Origin of the sequence: Amycolatopsis sp. NPDC058986 (assembly GCF_042741125.1) — a bacterium.
Classification (GTDB): domain Bacteria; phylum Actinomycetota; class Actinomycetes; order Mycobacteriales; family Pseudonocardiaceae; genus Amycolatopsis.
On record NZ_JBHYJW010000022.1, the window covers coordinates 98,023 to 112,731 of the forward strand.

Here is a 14,709-nt window from a genome sequence, read left to right on the forward strand (position 1 = left end):
TGCCGTCCCCGGCTAGTGGGTGGAGAGGTCGGCGGGGAGGGGCACCTCGGGCGCGGGGGCCGGAGCCGGGGCGGGCTTCGGCGTCACGCTTTTGGCGGGCCGCTCGAACTTGTAGCCCACGTTGCGCACGGTGCCGATCATCTGCTCGTGCTCGGGGCCGAGCTTGGCGCGCAGCCGCCGGACGTGGACGTCGACCGTGCGGGTGCCACCGAAGAAGTCGTAACCCCAGACCTCCTGCAGCAACTGCGCGCGGGTGAACACCCGGCCCGCGTGCTGCGCGAGGTACTTGAGCAGCTCGAACTCCTTGTAGGTCAGCTCGAGCGTCCGGCGACGCAGGCGCGCGGTGTAGGTCGCCTCGTCGATGACGAGGTCGCCGACGCGCAGTTCGGCCTCGACCTGGCCGCTGTTGCCGTCGCGCGTGGTCACCAGCCGCAGCCGGGCGTCGACCTCGGCCGGGCCCGCAGTGGGCAGGAGGATGTCGTCGGTCCGCCATTCCGCGCTGACCGCGACCAGCCCGCCCTCGCCGACGACGGCGATGATCGGGGTGGTGGCCTCGTCCTCACCGGCGCCCTTCAGCAGTCTGCACAGGCTCTTCGCCGAGGCCAGGTCGCTGCGCGCGTCGAGAAGGATGACGTCGCGATGGCCCGCGTCGAGCAGGGCCGTCACCTCGGGGGCGCGGACGCGTACGGTGTGGGGAAGCAGGTCCAGCGCGGGCAGCACCGCGGTGGCGTCGGCCTCCGCGGTGAGTACCAGAAGGTCCAGGCTCATGAGCCGCACCGCCTTCACAAATCGTCGCCTCGAACGTGGCTTCGGTCGGTGCTGAGTGAGAATAGCGGGTGAACGGCCGGAACACCTCCCCTTGCTGGATCGATCACACCTGCTCAAAGACGGGGACGGGGCCACGAGCCCGGACAACAGAGGAGAACGGACGCGATGGTGAACAGGCCCACGACGGCCCCCGGACGCCCTGCCCCACGCCCGGACAACGGGCGCCGCGGACGGCGGATCCGGCGGTGGGTCATCGCACTCGGGATCCTGATACTCCTGCTGGTCGGCGCCGATTTCGGGGCCGCGGCGTTCGCCGAGCACACGATCTCGCAGAAGGCCCGCGCACAGCTCAGCCTGACCGACGACCCGTCGGTGTCCATCCACGGTTTCCCGTTCCTCACGCAGGCGCTCTCCGGTGACTACAGTCACATCACCCTGTCGGCCGCCGGGCTGCCGGTCGGCGACAAACTGCGCGACGTCGCCGTCAACGCCGACCTGAAGAACGTGACGGCGCCGCTGTCGGACCTCACGTCCGGCAACACCAAGTCGATCAAGATCGGCGACCTGACCGCGGCGGTCACCATCAAGGCCGCCGACCTCGCGCGCAACGCCCCACTGGACAAGGTCGAAAACCTGCGCATCGAGCAGTCCACCGAGGACTACGTCCGCAACGGCGGTGAATCGGGCAAGAGCACGACGCCGACCACCACCACGACGACACCGACCGACAGCGAGAGCCAGGACAGCCCGACCGCGGGTGTGCGCCTGTCGGGCAACGTCCAGATCGCCGGGCAGAAGGTCGAGATCTTCTGTTTCGCGATGATCGAACTGCACGGCAAGGAGATCAGCATCGTCCCGACCCGGCTGCAGTTCGGGAATGACAAGGAGACGACGATCGTTCCGGCTGCTGTGCAGAAGGCACTGCTGCCGAACTTCCGGGCGTCGATCAGCACGGCGAGCCTGCCGCTGTCGGTCACGCCGACCTCCGTCCGGGTCGACAGCGGATCGGTGACGATCAAGGGCAAGGCGAACGACGTCTCGTTCGCGCAGCTGTCCGCGAAGGAGTGAGCGATGGCCGGGTTGTGGGTGCTGCTGGGCACGCTGGTCGTAGCCGCCGCCGTGGGCCTTGGCCTGCGCGCGCGCAACGGCCGGGTCCGCGCACCCCACCCGGCCGAAACGCGGCCGCTGCCCGAGGCCGTGACCAAGGTGCTCGACCCGGCGGCGGCCGTGACGCTGGTGCAGATCTCGACGACGTTCTGCGCGCCCTGCCGCCACACCCGCGTGCTGCTGTCCTCGCTCGCCGAGAAGACCGGCGGCCTCACCCACGTCGACCTCGACGTCACCGACCAGCCGGAGGTGGCGCAGGCACTGTCCGTCCTGCGCACCCCGACGACGCTCGCGATGACCCCGGACGGCCGTGAACTCCTGCGGGTCGGCGGCGTCCCGCGAGGCGAGGAACTGCTCGACGCCCTGCGCCCCCACCTGGGCGCGACCACTCCGTAGGACGCCTCGGTCTCAATATCCGGGAGTCGTCCCACGGTATGAACGGTGTTCCCACTCTGAGGGAGCACTGGGTACCCTCGCACCCGTGAACAGGCTGCCCACCCCGCTCTTGACGCAACGCCGCGCAGTGGATCTGTGCCGCGTGCGCAGCAGCCTGTGTCCGCGTTTCGCCGGTATGGGCTGACGCACGACCCCGTGCTGGGCCTGCCGGAACACCGCTGAAGCCGTGCCGTCCGCACGCAATTCCGCCTCGCCAAGCAGGAGGATCCCATGTCCGCCGGACCGGCTGTCGACCCGCGGGGACCGCGGTTCGCCGCCATCCTGACCACGATCGTGCTCGCCGTCGTGCTCGTCACCCAGTGGTGGCCGCTGCTCGCGCTGCAGACGATCGTGTTCGCGATCGGCGCGTTCATCGGGCTCAAACCCGCGCCGTACTCGATCCTCTACCGCGCACTCGTCGCCCCGCGCCTCGGCCCGGCGACCGAACGGGAGGACGCGGCGCCGCTGCGCTTCGCCCAGGCCGTCGGCTTCGTGTTCGCACTGGTCGGCACGATCGGCTTCGCGACCGGCGTCGACCTGCTCGGCATCATCGCGACGGCGTTCGCGTTGTTCGCCGCGTTCCTCAACGCCGCGTTCAACTTCTGCCTCGGCTGCGAGATGTACCTGCTCATCAAGCGTTTCACCCCCGCCGCCCGCGCGTCGTAGAAACTCCCGCCCCAGCCCGTACGAAACCCAGAAAGAGAGTCAGCTCCATGAGCCGTGAAGACGTCCTGGTCACCACCCAGTGGGCCGAGGAGAACCTGGACACCCCCGGCGTCGTGTTCGTCGAGGTCGACGAGGACACCACCGCCTACGACGCGGGGCACATCCGCGGCGCGGTGAAGTTCGACTGGCGCAAGGACCTCCAGGACGGGGTGCGCCGCGACTTCGTCGACAAGGCGGGCTTCGAGAAGCTCCTGTCCGAGAAGGGCATCTCGAACGACGACCGCGTGATCCTCTACGGCGGCAACAACAACTGGTTCGCCGCGTACGCGTACTGGTACTTCAAGCTGTACGGGCACGAGAACGTCCAGCTGCTGGACGGCGGGCGCAAGAAGTGGGAGCTCGACGGGCGCGAGCTGAACTCCGACGACGTCAAGCGCGAGCCGACCTCGTACAAGGCCAAGGACCAGGACCTGTCGCTGCGTGCGTTCCGCGACGAGGTCGTCCAGTCCATCGGCTCGAAGAACTTCGTCGACGTGCGTTCGCCCGACGAGTACTCCGGCAAGCTGCTCGCACCGGCGCACCTGCCGCAGGAGCAGTCCCAGGTCCCCGGCCACATCCCCGGCGCGCTGAACGTGCCGTGGGCGAAGGTCGCCAACGAGGACGGCACCTTCAAGACCGAGGAAGAGATCAAGGAGCTGTACGCCGACGAGGGTCTCGACCCCGCGAAGGAGACCATCGCGTACTGCCGGATCGGCGAGCGCTCGTCGATCGCCTGGTTCGCCCTCCGCGAGCTGCTGGGCTACCAGGGCGTGAAGAACTACGACGGTTCTTGGACGGAATACGGCTCGCTGGTGGGCGTGCCGGTCGAGTTGGGAGCGAAGTAATGGCAGATGACGGTTGCGGCGCCCCGGCCCAGGTGGCCACGCCCGCTGACTTCGACACGAACGGCCAGGTCGTCCTCGCCGGCAAGGTGACCGGGGCTTCCGGTCCCGTCGGCGGCGCGTTCGTCCGGCTGCTGGACGGTGGCGGCGACTTCACCGGTGAGGTGGTTTCCTCCGCCGACGGTGACTTCCGCTTTTACGCCGCGCCGGGCGACTGGACTGTCCGCGCGCTGCACCGGACCGGCAACGGCGAGGCCTCGGTGACCGCCGAGGGCCCCGGCCTGCACCAGCTCGCGATCTCGGTCGGCTGAAGCTGCTGAAGGGGACTTTCCTCGCATGGCATGCGAGGAAAGTCCCCTTCAGCGCGTCTTACGAGAGGAAAGTCCCCTTCAGCCCGCTCAGGACTCGGTTTGCGGGGTCTGGGCGTATTTCTCGCGGAGCCGGGCTTCGACCTCGGCGTCCGTCTCGGGCTTCGGGGCCGACTCGGCGAGTGCCTTGAGCCGCTTGTCCGAGCGCCGGACCGCCCACACCACGACGAGCAGGCCCAGCGCGTAGAGCGGGTAGCCCATGGCGATCTTCGCGAACGCCAGCCAGCCGGTGTAGTCCTCCTGGTAGAGCCAGCGCTGCACGACGAACCGGGCGGCGAAGATGACCGCCAGCGCGAACGTCGCGATGTCGTAGCCGAACCGCGAGTACTTGTCCTTGCGCCAGGCCTGTCCGGTGCCGTTGAGCAGGTTCCACACGACGCCCGCGATCGGCCAGCGCACCACGATCGAGAGCACGAAGACGCCGCAGTAGACCAGGCTCGCCCAGATCCCGAACAGGAAGAACCCCTTCGCGGAGCCGGTGCGGAAGGCGATGAACGCGGCGATGGCGACGCCGAAGAAGCCGGAGATCGCCGGCTGCAGCGGTTCCTTGCGCACGATCCGCAGGACGGTGATGGCCACCGCGCTGCCGATGGCGCTCCAGATCGCGGCGGTCAGCCCGAAGAAGGAGTTGACGAGCACGAAGACGATCACCGGCAGCGACGAGTAGATCAGGCCGGACACACCGCCCATCTGCTCGAGCAGGGTGGGCTCGGGTTTGGGCCCCTCTTCCCCGGGAACGCTGTCCCCGGGTTCGCTCTTCTCGGCGCGCGGAGCGGGTTCAGTCACGGCAGCTGATCAACTCACTGGGCTCTGGAGTTCGTAATACGGGTTGTACAGCACTTTCTGGCCGTCGCGTTCGGCCAGCCTGCCCCGCACCTTGATGGTCCGGCCCGGCTCGATGCCGGGGATCCGGCGACGGCCCAGCCAGATTAGCGTCACACCCTGTGTCCCGTCGAACAGCTCCGCCTGCAGCGTCGCCGCTTCGTTGGTGGGGCACAGCTCGACGCTGCGCAGTCTGCCGAGCACCGTGACCTCGTCGCCCGAGCGGCAGTCGCAGGCGCGCTGCGCGCCCTGCGCTTCGGACCTTTCGGACAGATCATCGGCGTCGAGCTCCTCGACGTCGCTGGTCAGCTTCCGAACCAACCGGCTGAAGTAGCCGCCGTCTTTGGCGGGCATAGTGGTGCTCCTGTGCTCCGGGGCCCCCGACGTGTTCTGCGGCCCGTGCGTGATCCAGCGTAACTGCGACCCCGCCAGGGAAGCCGCTTTAGGCCAAGATCGCAACGTGACGTCCACTATCCCGCGAACGGCGGTACTGCTGCCCGGTACCGGCTCCGACGAGGTCTTCGTGCGCGCGGTTTTCGCGCGCCCGCTGGCCGTGCTGGACATCGAGCTGGTTACCCCCGTCCCACCGCCGGGAAACGCGCTGGCCGAGGGGTATCTCGCCGAACTCGACCGGCTCGCCGCGGCACACGGTCCGTTGCTGGCGGGCGGGATCTCGTTCGGCGCGCACCTCGCCGCGGAGTGGGCCGTGCGCGAGCCGGGCCGTTGCCGGGGCCTGCTGGCCGCGCTCCCGGCCTGGAACGGCGCGCCGGACGCGGCACCCGCGTCGCTGGCCGCGACGCTCTCCGCGGATCTGGTGGCCGAACACGGCGTCGAGGCCGCGCTGGCGAAGTCCGCGGAGGGAAGCCCGCCGTGGCTCACCGCCGAACTCGGGCGGGCGTGGCGGCGGCACGGCGACGGGCTCGCGGCGAGCCTGCGGACCGCGGCGTCCCGGCCCGCGCCGACGCTCGCCGCGCTGAGCGATTTGTCCTTCCCCGCCGGGATAGCCACCTGTGTCGACGATCCGATACACCCGACGAAAGTCGCGCGCGCGTGGGCGGGCGCGCTGCCTCGCGCGGCCGTCGTCGAGACGACGCTGACCGCGCTCGGCGAGGATCGCGAATCACTCGGCAGGGCGACCGTGCTGGCGTGGCTGCGGGCCTCGCGCGGCTAGCCGGCCACACCGCTAGTCCGAGAGCGCGACGAACCCGCCGAGGCCGATCATCGTGGCGCCGGAGGCGACCCGCTGCCGGACCCGCCAGCGGACGTTGCCGTCGATCAGCGCGCCGAGCCTGCCCGCGAACACCGCGACGAGCAGGTCGGCCAGCATCGCCATGGCGAGCGCGATGAGCCCGAGCACGAGGAACACCAGCGGGGCCGGCGCCCGCTCCGGGTGCACGAAATGCGGCAGCAGCGCCATGAAGTAGAGCGCGGTCTTCGGGTTGAGCACCTCGGTCAGCACGCCTTGGAACAGCGGTGAACGCGCCCAGCGCGCCGCGAGACCGGCGTCGTCGCCGGACACCTCGTCGTCGCGATGACGCCGGAAGATCGCCTGCAGCCCGAGGAAGACCAGATACGCCGCGCCCGCCAGCTTCACGACGGTGAACGCGACCGCCGACGTCGCCAGGAGCGCCGAGAGCCCGAGCGCCGCCGCGACGACGTGCACCGACGCGCCGATCCCGTTGCCGAGCACCGAACGCACGCCTTCGCCCCGCCCGCCCTTGAGGCTGCGGGCCAGCACGTACAGAATCCCGGGGCCGGGCGTCACCGCGAAGATCGCCGCCGTCCCCAGGAAGATCATCCACTCGGCGAAGTCAGGCATGGCACGACCGTACCAATCCGGTGGAGTGCCGAAGGGGACTTTCCTCGCGTGCGACGCGACGAAAGTCCCCTTCGGCTCAGGCCTGGCCCTGCTGCTGGGCGGCGATGTGCTCGGCGACGGCGTCGGGCAGCGTGATGGTGAGCGGCGTGCGGACCGGCATCGGCGAGTCGCCCCGGTCGACGATCGTGCGCCGGACGATCGCGCGCAGCACGTCGGGCGCGTGCGCGGCCTGCGACTGCGGGCCCGCGATCACCCCGCGCAGCATCCACCTCGGGCCGTCGACACCCACGAAGCGCAGCGCGACGTCGCCGACGATGGCCGACAGCTCCATCCCCCACTCACCACGGCCGACGGTCACCTTGGCGCCGTCGGCGCGCAGCTGGTCGGCCAGTTCGGCGCTGACCTCGCGCCACAGCCCGCCCGTGCGCGGCGCCGCGTACGCGCTGACCGTGATCTGCCCCTGCTCGGTGACGACGTGCACCGCCCGCACACCGCCGCCCTCGGGGTCCATCTCGACCTGCACCTGGGACCCGTCCGGCACCGGCACCTTCACCGAGCCGAGGTCTATCCGGGGCAGGCCGTCGTCCTCGAAATCCGCGACGTCGAACGGACCGTCGGACACCTCGGACAGCTCCGACTCCGGCTCGTCGTCGTCCAGCTCCTCGGCGAAGTCGTCCTCGACCTCGGGCGCGGCGTGCCGCCCACCGGACCGTTCCCCGGCCCGCCGCTTGCGTCCGAAAATCCCCACTAGTTCTCCGTTCCTTCCCCCGCGCTGCGCGCGTCGGCTCCCAGTGTGGCGTGTCCACCCGTGGAGCCGTAGCCTCCTTCGCCCCGTTCCGTCGGGTCGAGCTCGGCCACCTCGACGAATTCGGCGTGTTCGACCCGCTGCACGACCAGCTGCGCGATCCGGTCGCCGCGGGCGAGCACGATCTTGTGCACCGGATCGTGGTTGATCAGGCAGATCTTGATCTCGCCACGGTAACCCGCGTCGATCGTGCCGGGCGTGTTCACCACCGAGAGCCCGGCCCTGGCGGCGAGCCCGGATCGTGGATGGACGAAACCCGCGTACCCGGCCGGGAGCGCGATCGCGATGCCGGTGCCGACAACGCCGCGTTCCCCGGGCCCGAGAACGATATCCGAGGTGGTGACGAGATCGGCGCCCGCGTCGCCGGGACGCGCGTAGGCGGGGACGGGGACGCCGGGGTCGAGACGGGTGAGGAGGACCTGAACGCTGGACACGGGCGGCGAGATTACCCTGTACGCGTGGGCGACACCGTGAACCCGGCCGTGACGAACGCCGTCGAGCATCGCGAACGGCTCTATGTCCCGTGGTGGGGCTGGCCGCTGCCGGTGCTCGGCGCGGTCCTGCTGGCCGCCGAACTGCACATGGGCTACCCCGGCATCCGTGCCTGGCTGCCCTACCTCGTGACGCTGCCGCTCGTGGTGGCGCTGCTGCTCTCGCTCGGCCGGTCGCGGATCCGCGTCACCGGCGGCGACGAACCCGAGCTGTGGGTGGGCGAGGCGCATCTGCCACTGCGGTTCGCCGGTGAGGTCGAGGTCCTCGACAAGAACGCCAAGCGTCCCGCGCTCGGCCGCGACGGCGACCCGGCGGCGTTCGTCCTGCACCGCGGCTGGGTCGGCCCGGCGGTGCGGCTCCGGCTCACCGATCCGGACGACCCGACGCCGTACTGGCTGTTCAGCACCCGGCATCCGGAGAAGATCGCGAAGCTGCTGCGCGCCAACGGCTGAGCCGGCCCCGGACATGTGGAAGGGGGCCGACCCGCAGGTCGGCCCCCTTAGCCCAGCTCGCGTGCGAGCCGCCCCGAACTCGCCGCCGCGTCTGTTCGTCCCCTGAAAACCCGTACGAGATCCCCGTACCCTTACGACCGGCCGCGCGGGACCGGACGCGTCGTGCTCAGGCGCAGTCGCGGCAGATCAGCCGGCCGCCGTTGTCCTCGGCGAGCCTGCTGCGGTGGTGCACCAGGAAACAGACCGAGCAGGTGAACTCGTCGGCCTGCTTGGGCACCACCTTGACGGTGAGATCCTCGCCGGACAGACCGGAGAGGTCCGCACCCGGGAGTTCGAAGTTCTCGGCCGTCGCGTCCTCGTCGACGTCGACGACGCCGGACTGGTTCTCGTTGCGCCGTGCCTTCAGCTCCTCCAACGAGTCTTCGGCCAGCTCGTCGGCTTCGCTGCGGCGCGGAGCGTCGTAGTCGGTCGCCATGTGTCCTCACCCCTGCGATCAGCTTGTATCGGTCTTGCCCGGCCCACGGGCGCGCCCGTGAGTCCGTCGTGCCGCTGGTCAACGTTCCAGCGCCCCTGTTTGTGCCCGGCTGCGCAGTGACCGAGGTAACTTCTTTTCAGAAGGCGCGTTACGCCTGTTCCTGCGGCCGGAGCCCGGGAAGGGTAGCTCACCGCCCGGCGGGTTCCGCACGGAGGCGAGCAATGCCGGATAATCGTCACCCGACAGGGGGAACCTGCAGGTGGGACGCGCATCCTCCGAACGGGTTGCCCCCAGGTCGGGAACCTCACCTGGCGGCCGTGTCCGCTTGCCCTGGCGGGTACCCGCGTGGTGCTATCCGAAGACAGGGGACCACGGTTCCGGGGCGGCTCGGAGCATGACCGAAACAGAAGAATGGGCGCGGGAGCCACACAGGTGACCCGAACCTACGCGTGTCGGCTGTAACGCTTAAGCTGATCAGCCGCGAAGGTGTCTGTGACCGCAGGGTGTGTTCACCGGCGGGTGACTACTACGCCGATCGGGTTTCCGGGTTCGGGAAGGGACGGGGCAGGTGGCGTCGGGGAGCGGCTCGGGCGGTTCAGGGGACCGTAAGGCGAGGCCGTATCGCAAGCACCGGCCGTTGCCGGCGCTCATCGTCATCGGTGTGCTGGCGCTCGGCGCGGTGATCGTCTGGGTCAACGCCGTGGTCAGCAAGGCCGACGTCGACGCGGTGGTCCGCTGCGACCCTGCCGCGAGCCCGCCGCCGGGCACCGCGTTCACCAGCCTCCCGCACGACGCGCTCGACGACCGCACCCCGGTGCCGCCGGACAAGATCGCGGTGCGCGTGCTCAACGCCAGCTCCGTGCGCGGCCAGGGCAGCATCACGACCGCGGGTCTCAAGGACCTCGGCTTCACCGGCATCGGCGAGCCCGCCAACGACCCGGCCTACGACAAGCGCGAGGCCAAGTGCCGCGGCCAGATCCGGTTCGGCGAGAACGGCACCGCCGCCGCCCGCACGATGAGCCTCGTGGTCCCGTGCGCCGAGCTCGTCCAGGACAACCGCAAGGACGCCAGCATCGACCTGGTCACCGGCAAGAGCTTCGGCGACCTCCGGCCGACCTCGCAGGCCAGGGAGATCCTGCGGCAGCTCACCGCCTGGTCCCAGCAGCACCAGGGCGGCGGGGGCGGCGAACAGGCCGCCGGGGCGCAGGCCCCGGTGGTCGACCAGACCCTGCTCGCCTCCGCCCGCGACGTCACCTGCTGATCACGCGAGTTCCGCGCCTGATCACGCGAGTTCTCCCCCTGATCACGCGAGATCGCCGTTCCCGCACGCGTCCTCAGACCTCGGCGGCACCGCAGGACGCAAGGGCCGAGCGCAGCGGCGCGGCGACGGACGGCGCCGCCGCGTAGGTGGCGTCGGCCCCGAGGTCGGGAGCCGATCCGGGCAGTGCGACGACGGCGCCCGCCTCGGCGGCGACCAGCGCGCCGGCGGCCCAGTCCCAGCGGTGCAGGCCGTGCTCGACGTAGGCGTCCAGCCAGCCGGCGCCGACCGCGCACAGGTCGAGCGACGCGGCCCCGTTGCGCCGGATGTCCCGCACCCGCCCCAGCAGCTCCGAGGCGAACCGCGCCTGCCGCTTCCGGCGTTCTTCGACGTAGGCGAACCCGGTGCCGACGAGGGTCAGCTCCAGCCGTTCCGGGGCCGACACCGCGAGCGGGCGGCCGTCGAGCCACGCGCCATGGCCGCGCGCGGCGGTCCATCGGCGGCCGCTCACCGGCTCGACCACCGCGCCGGCGACCGAAACGCCGTCGATCTGCGCGGCGACCGACACCGCGAACCACGGCAGCCCGTAGAGGAAGTTGACCGTCCCGTCGATCGGGTCGACCACCCAGGTGACCCCGCCGGAGGCCGCCTCCGAGCCACCGCCCTCCTCGCCCAGCACCGGCTCGCCGGGGCGCAGCTCGGCCAGCCGGGACCGCACCAGCCGCTCGGACTCGTGGTCGACCGCGGTGACCACGTCCGTGTCCGCGGACTTGGTGTCCACGCGCACGCGGCCACCCCGCCCCATCTCCTCCCATGCGCTCTTGACCAGCTCGGCGGCCTCGACGGCGATACGCTCGGCGACACTCTTCAGCAACGACTCGTCAGCTCCCACGTCCGCCATGTCACCACATCCGGTTAAAGTCTCCGCAGCAGGCTTCTGAATCGTGCGAGAAGGGACCACGTCTGTGACCGCGACCCGAGGTTTCGGAATCGACATCGGCGGCAGTGGCATCAAGGGCGCCCTCGTCGACCTGGAGCGGGGTCAGCTCATCGGCGACCGCATCCGGATCGACACGCCGAAGCCCTCCACTCCCGAAGCGGTCGCGGAGGTCGTCGCCGAGATCATCGCCACCGCGGACTGGGACGGCCCGGTCGGGGTCACGCTGCCCGCCGTGGTGAAGAAGGGTGTCGCGCACACCGCCGCGAACATCGACCACGCGTGGATCGGCACGGACGCCGACGCGCTGTTCGCCAAGCGCCTCGGCCGCGACATCGACGACATCGCGATGCTCAACGACGCCGACGCCGCCGGGATGGCCGAGATCCGCTTCGGCGAGCCGTCCGCGAGGACCGGCGTGACGGCGCTGCTGACCTTCGGCACCGGGATCGGCAGCGCGGTGTTCCACGACGGGAAACTGGTCCCCAACACCGAGTTCGGCCATCTGGAGGTCGACGGGCACGACGCGGAGAAACGCGCGGCCGCGTCGGTGAAGGACAACGAGGGCCTGTCCTATCCCCAGTGGGCCAAGCGGGTGCATCGTTATCTGACCGTGCTCGAAAACCTGGTCTGGCCGGATCTGTTCATCGTCGGCGGCGGGGTCAGCAAGAAGTCCGAGAAATGGGTTCCGCTGCTGGACATCCGCACTCCGGTCCTCGTGGCGTCGCTGCAGAACAACGCCGGGATCGTCGGCGCGGCGGTGGCCGCGGCGGAGGGTATCGAGCACTGATCCGGGTGGCACGCGGGCACTGACAGACCCGCCACGAATGTCACGTGCGCGGTGCCGGAGGGTGATCGGCGCGCGCCGCACCCGCGTACCGTCGTTACAATGGAACACGGCCCACGGCTGCGGAGGACAAAACCGCAGGCCGAGGCGTGTTCCCCGAATTTGAGCGAGCTGTGGCCGCATGGTCCGGCTCGTCACGATCGACCGCTGCGAAAGGGCGTAAGTGGCAGCCGCAAGAACCGCAACCCGAAGCGGGACGAAGACAGCGACCGCAGCAGCCGGTGAGCCGGCCGACGAGGTGACCACCGCGGAGACCGCGGCGCGCAAGACCACCACCAGGTCTGCGGGCGCCAAGAAGGCTCCGGCCAAGAAGGCCCCCGCGAAGAAAGCTCCTGCCGCCAAGAAGGCCGCCACCAAGGGCCCGAAGACCGAGGACGGCGAGCCCGACGGTCCCGGCGAGCTCGACGAGGCCGATCTCGAGTCGCCGGATCTGTCGGATCTGGAAGAGGTCGAGGTCGACGTGGTCGACGAGACGGTCAACGACGAGGTCGAATCCGAGGACGACGACGAGGAGTCCGAGGAGACCCCGAAGGGCCGCCGCAGCACGGCTTCCGACAAGGGCGGGAAGTCCTCCGACAACCCGGACTTCGTGTGGGACGAGGAGGAGTCCGAGGCGCTGCGCCAGGCGCGCAAGGACGCCGAGCTCACCGCCTCCGCCGACTCGGTGCGTGCCTACCTCAAGCAGATCGGCAAGGTGGCGCTGCTCAACGCCGAGGAGGAGGTGGAGCTCGCCAAGCGCATCGAGGCCGGGCTCTACGCCGCCGAGCGCGTGCGCAACGCCGAGGAGGAGGGCGAGAAGCTCGTCACCCAGATGCGCCGCGATCTCAAGTGGATCGTGCGTGACGGCGAGCGCGCCAAGAACCATCTGCTGGAGGCGAACCTCCGGCTGGTGGTGTCGCTGGCCAAGCGCTACACCGGCCGCGGCATGGCGTTCCTGGACCTGATCCAGGAGGGCAACCTCGGCCTGATCCGCGCGGTGGAGAAGTTCGACTACACCAAGGGCTACAAGTTCTCGACGTACGCCACGTGGTGGATCCGCCAGGCGATCACCCGCGCGATGGCCGACCAGGCCCGCACCATCCGTATCCCGGTGCACATGGTCGAGGTCATCAACAAGCTCGGCCGTATACAGCGTGAGCTGCTGCAGGACCTCGGCCGCGAGCCCACTCCCGAGGAGCTCGCGAAGGAGATGGACATCTCCCCGGAGAAGGTCCTGGAGATCCAGCAGTACGCGCGTGAGCCGATCTCGCTCGACCAGACCATCGGCGACGAGGGCGACTCGCAGCTCGGCGACTTCATCGAGGACTCCGAAGCGGTCGTCGCGGTCGACGCGGTGTCGTTCACGCTGCTGCAGGACCAGCTCCAGTCGGTGCTGCAGACGCTGTCCGAGCGCGAGGCGGGCGTCGTCCGGCTGCGGTTCGGCCTCACCGACGGCCAGCCGCGCACGCTCGACGAGATCGGCCAGGTGTACGGGGTGACCCGGGAACGCATCCGGCAGATCGAGTCGAAGACGATGTCGAAGCTGCGTCACCCGTCGCGGTCGCAGGTGCTGCGCGACTACCTCGACTGATTTCCCCTACGGGCAAAGGGAACCCCGCCGCCACGCGAGTGGTGGCGGGGTTCTCCCGTTTCCGGGAACGTGGAGACGACATCGCCGATTCCCGCGAGGAGCCTTAATGAAGATCGGTATCGGCCTGCCGAACCAGGTCCGCGACGTCCGTCCCACGGTCATCCCCGAATGGGCCGGCCGCGCCGAAGAGGCCGGGTTCTCGACGCTCGGCACGGTCGGCCGGATCGCCTACCCGGGCGTGATGGACACCGTCGCGCTCGCCGCCGCGGCCGGGGCGACCCGCCGGATCGGCCTGCTCAGCAATGTCCTGCTCGGCACGGTGTGGCCGCCGGTGTTGCTGGCGAAGGAGGTCGCCGGGATCGACGGCGTTTCCGGCGGACGGCTCTCGCTCGGCATCGGGATCGGCGGGCGCGAGGACGACTTCGTCACCGACGGTCTCGGCCCGAAGGGTCTCGGCAAGCGGATCGACGCCGATCTAGAGGTCTACCGGAACGTATGGCGCGGAGAGCCGGTCGGGGGCGGCGAAAACGCCGCCGTGCCGCCGGGGACGCGCGAAGTTCCGTTGCTGTTCGGCGGTTTCGCGCCCGCGGCGCTCGCGCGGATGGCGAAGTGGGGCCAGGGCTACGTCGGGGGTTCGATGCCGCCGGAGATGGTCGCCGAATCGTTCGAGCACGCCCGCGCCGCGTGGCGCGAGGCAGGCCGCGAGGGCGAGCCGCGGCTCGTCGCGATCACCTACTTCGCACTGGGTGAGCCCGACACGGGCCGTGGGAAGGTCCGGGACTACTACAGCAACATGGGCGAGCGGGCCGATTTCATCGCCTCCGGGGTGCGGACGACGCCGGAAGAGATCCGGGACGCGGTGAAGGCGTTCGCCGACATCGGCGCCGAGGAGCTGATCTTCAACCCCGCCACCGAAAACCTCGACGACCTCCCCCGCCTCGCCGACCTCGTGCTGTAGCGCCCGCCTACCCACGCCGTCGGCTCGCGTACCCAGACAGTCGGTTCAC

At 70.2% G+C, this 14,709-nt stretch carries 19 protein-coding genes; 11 read left to right on the top strand and 8 right to left on the bottom strand.

The window, feature by feature from the left end; genetic code table 11:
* Positions 1 to 12: 12 nt before the first annotated feature.
* Complete coding sequence (locus tag ACFW0G_RS20720; RefSeq protein ID WP_378326963.1) at positions 13 to 768, bottom strand: winged-helix domain-containing protein; 756 nt, start codon at positions 766 to 768, stop codon at positions 13 to 15.
* A 165-nt stretch (positions 769 to 933) separates the two neighbouring features.
* Between ACFW0G_RS20720 and ACFW0G_RS20725 the strand changes: the two genes are divergently transcribed.
* From ACFW0G_RS20725 to ACFW0G_RS20745, 5 genes are all read left to right on the top strand, one after another.
* On the top strand, positions 934 to 1,836 hold the full coding sequence (locus ACFW0G_RS20725) for a DUF2993 domain-containing protein (RefSeq protein WP_378326964.1): 903 nt from the start codon (positions 934 to 936) through the stop codon (positions 1,834 to 1,836).
* A gap of 3 nt (positions 1,837 to 1,839) precedes the next feature.
* A complete protein-coding gene (locus ACFW0G_RS20730; RefSeq protein WP_378326965.1) occupies positions 1,840 to 2,271 on the top strand; it encodes a TlpA family protein disulfide reductase in 432 nt (143 codons plus the stop codon).
* Between the two features lie 270 nt (positions 2,272 to 2,541).
* On the top strand, positions 2,542 to 2,976 hold the full coding sequence (locus ACFW0G_RS20735) for a DUF4395 domain-containing protein (protein ID WP_378326966.1): 435 nt from the start codon (positions 2,542 to 2,544) through the stop codon (positions 2,974 to 2,976).
* Positions 2,977 to 3,023: 47 nt separating this feature from the next.
* Positions 3,024 to 3,860 carry a sulfurtransferase gene (locus ACFW0G_RS20740; protein WP_378326967.1) on the top strand — a complete coding sequence of 279 codons (837 nt, stop codon included), beginning with the start codon at positions 3,024 to 3,026 and terminating at the stop codon, positions 3,858 to 3,860.
* Positions 3,860 to 4,168, top strand: coding sequence for a DUF1416 domain-containing protein (locus tag ACFW0G_RS20745; protein WP_378326968.1), 309 nt, complete (start codon positions 3,860 to 3,862; stop codon positions 4,166 to 4,168). Before ACFW0G_RS20740 ends, ACFW0G_RS20745 begins: the two co-directional genes overlap by 1 nt.
* Positions 4,169 to 4,255: 87 nt before the next feature.
* On the opposite strand, the gene ACFW0G_RS20750 is transcribed toward ACFW0G_RS20745, so the two are convergent.
* Both ACFW0G_RS20750 and ACFW0G_RS20755 read right to left on the bottom strand, forming a co-directional pair.
* Positions 4,256 to 5,011, bottom strand: a complete 756-nt coding sequence (locus ACFW0G_RS20750; RefSeq protein WP_378326969.1) for a DUF3159 domain-containing protein — start codon at positions 5,009 to 5,011, stop codon at positions 4,256 to 4,258.
* Positions 5,012 to 5,020: 9 nt separating this feature from the next.
* Positions 5,021 to 5,401, bottom strand: coding sequence for an OB-fold nucleic acid binding domain-containing protein (locus tag ACFW0G_RS20755; RefSeq protein WP_378326970.1), 381 nt, complete (start codon positions 5,399 to 5,401; stop codon positions 5,021 to 5,023).
* A gap of 106 nt (positions 5,402 to 5,507) precedes the next feature.
* Between ACFW0G_RS20755 and ACFW0G_RS20760 the strand changes: the two genes are divergently transcribed.
* Positions 5,508 to 6,218: an alpha/beta fold hydrolase gene (locus ACFW0G_RS20760; RefSeq protein ID WP_378326971.1), complete on the top strand. Its 711-nt coding sequence runs from the start codon at positions 5,508 to 5,510 to the stop codon at positions 6,216 to 6,218.
* 12 nt (positions 6,219 to 6,230) lie between these two features.
* On the opposite strand, the gene ACFW0G_RS20765 is transcribed toward ACFW0G_RS20760, so the two are convergent.
* The 3 genes from ACFW0G_RS20765 to dut form a co-directional block, all read right to left on the bottom strand.
* The gene (locus ACFW0G_RS20765) at positions 6,231 to 6,866 is read right to left on the bottom strand and encodes a LysE family translocator (protein WP_378326972.1); all 636 of its coding nucleotides are present in this window, start codon (positions 6,864 to 6,866) and stop codon (positions 6,231 to 6,233) included.
* A 76-nt stretch (positions 6,867 to 6,942) separates the two neighbouring features.
* Positions 6,943 to 7,614 carry a DUF3710 domain-containing protein gene (locus ACFW0G_RS20770; protein WP_378326973.1) on the bottom strand — a complete coding sequence of 224 codons (672 nt, stop codon included), beginning with the start codon at positions 7,612 to 7,614 and terminating at the stop codon, positions 6,943 to 6,945.
* Positions 7,614 to 8,105, bottom strand: coding sequence for a dUTP diphosphatase (gene dut, locus ACFW0G_RS20775; protein WP_378326974.1), 492 nt, complete (start codon positions 8,103 to 8,105; stop codon positions 7,614 to 7,616). Before dut ends, ACFW0G_RS20770 begins: the two co-directional genes overlap by 1 nt.
* 24 nt (positions 8,106 to 8,129) lie before the next feature.
* Between dut and ACFW0G_RS20780 the strand changes: the two genes are divergently transcribed.
* Entirely contained in the window at positions 8,130 to 8,615 is a 486-nt protein-coding gene (locus ACFW0G_RS20780) for a DUF3093 domain-containing protein (protein WP_378326975.1), read from the top strand.
* A gap of 166 nt (positions 8,616 to 8,781) precedes the next feature.
* On the opposite strand, the gene ACFW0G_RS20785 is transcribed toward ACFW0G_RS20780, so the two are convergent.
* On the bottom strand, positions 8,782 to 9,090 hold the full coding sequence (locus ACFW0G_RS20785) for a DUF4193 domain-containing protein (RefSeq protein ID WP_345387473.1): 309 nt from the start codon (positions 9,088 to 9,090) through the stop codon (positions 8,782 to 8,784).
* Positions 9,091 to 9,658: 568 nt separating this feature from the next.
* Here ACFW0G_RS20785 and cei point away from each other — a divergent pair.
* A complete protein-coding gene (gene cei, locus ACFW0G_RS20790) occupies positions 9,659 to 10,351 on the top strand; it encodes an envelope integrity protein Cei (protein WP_378326976.1) in 693 nt (230 codons plus the stop codon).
* A 73-nt stretch (positions 10,352 to 10,424) separates the two neighbouring features.
* On the opposite strand, the gene ACFW0G_RS20795 is transcribed toward cei, so the two are convergent.
* Complete coding sequence (locus ACFW0G_RS20795; RefSeq protein ID WP_378326977.1) at positions 10,425 to 11,249, bottom strand: inositol monophosphatase family protein; 825 nt, start codon at positions 11,247 to 11,249, stop codon at positions 10,425 to 10,427.
* A gap of 64 nt (positions 11,250 to 11,313) precedes the next feature.
* Here ACFW0G_RS20795 and ppgK point away from each other — a divergent pair, with 64 nt between their 5' ends.
* The 3 genes from ppgK to ACFW0G_RS20810 all read left to right on the top strand — a co-directional run bounded on the left by ppgK (position 11,314) and on the right by ACFW0G_RS20810 (position 14,660).
* Complete coding sequence (gene ppgK, locus ACFW0G_RS20800; protein WP_378326978.1) at positions 11,314 to 12,075, top strand: polyphosphate--glucose phosphotransferase; 762 nt, start codon at positions 11,314 to 11,316, stop codon at positions 12,073 to 12,075.
* 220 nt (positions 12,076 to 12,295) lie between these two features.
* Positions 12,296 to 13,702, top strand: coding sequence for an RNA polymerase sigma factor (locus ACFW0G_RS20805; RefSeq protein WP_378326979.1), 1,407 nt, complete (start codon positions 12,296 to 12,298; stop codon positions 13,700 to 13,702).
* A gap of 106 nt (positions 13,703 to 13,808) precedes the next feature.
* Positions 13,809 to 14,660 carry an LLM class flavin-dependent oxidoreductase gene (locus ACFW0G_RS20810; RefSeq protein WP_378326980.1) on the top strand — a complete coding sequence of 284 codons (852 nt, stop codon included), beginning with the start codon at positions 13,809 to 13,811 and terminating at the stop codon, positions 14,658 to 14,660.
* Positions 14,661 to 14,709 lie beyond the last annotated feature (49 nt).

Bases quoted from the DNA above. Each gene is read 5' to 3' on its own strand.
- ACFW0G_RS20765 (WP_378326972.1), bottom strand. From the start codon at position 6,866: ATGCCTGACTTCGCCGAGTGGATGATCTTCCTGGGGACGGCGGCGATC.
- ACFW0G_RS20785 (WP_345387473.1), bottom strand. From the start codon at position 9,090: ATGGCGACCGACTACGACGCTCCGCGCCGCAGCGAAGCCGACGAGCTG.
- ACFW0G_RS20795 (WP_378326977.1), bottom strand. From the start codon at position 11,249: ATGGCGGACGTGGGAGCTGACGAGTCGTTGCTGAAGAGTGTCGCCGAG.
- ACFW0G_RS20810 (WP_378326980.1), top strand. From the start codon at position 13,809: ATGAAGATCGGTATCGGCCTGCCGAACCAGGTCCGCGACGTCCGTCCC.
- ACFW0G_RS20725 (WP_378326964.1), top strand. From the start codon at position 934: ATGGTGAACAGGCCCACGACGGCCCCCGGACGCCCTGCCCCACGCCCG.
- ACFW0G_RS20745 (WP_378326968.1), top strand. From the start codon at position 3,860: ATGGCAGATGACGGTTGCGGCGCCCCGGCCCAGGTGGCCACGCCCGCT.
- ACFW0G_RS20735 (WP_378326966.1), top strand. From the start codon at position 2,542: ATGTCCGCCGGACCGGCTGTCGACCCGCGGGGACCGCGGTTCGCCGCC.
- ACFW0G_RS20730 (WP_378326965.1), top strand. From the start codon at position 1,840: ATGGCCGGGTTGTGGGTGCTGCTGGGCACGCTGGTCGTAGCCGCCGCC.
- ACFW0G_RS20740 (WP_378326967.1), top strand. From the start codon at position 3,024: ATGAGCCGTGAAGACGTCCTGGTCACCACCCAGTGGGCCGAGGAGAAC.
- ACFW0G_RS20755 (WP_378326970.1), bottom strand. From the start codon at position 5,401: ATGCCCGCCAAAGACGGCGGCTACTTCAGCCGGTTGGTTCGGAAGCTG.
- ACFW0G_RS20720 (WP_378326963.1), bottom strand. From the start codon at position 768: ATGAGCCTGGACCTTCTGGTACTCACCGCGGAGGCCGACGCCACCGCG.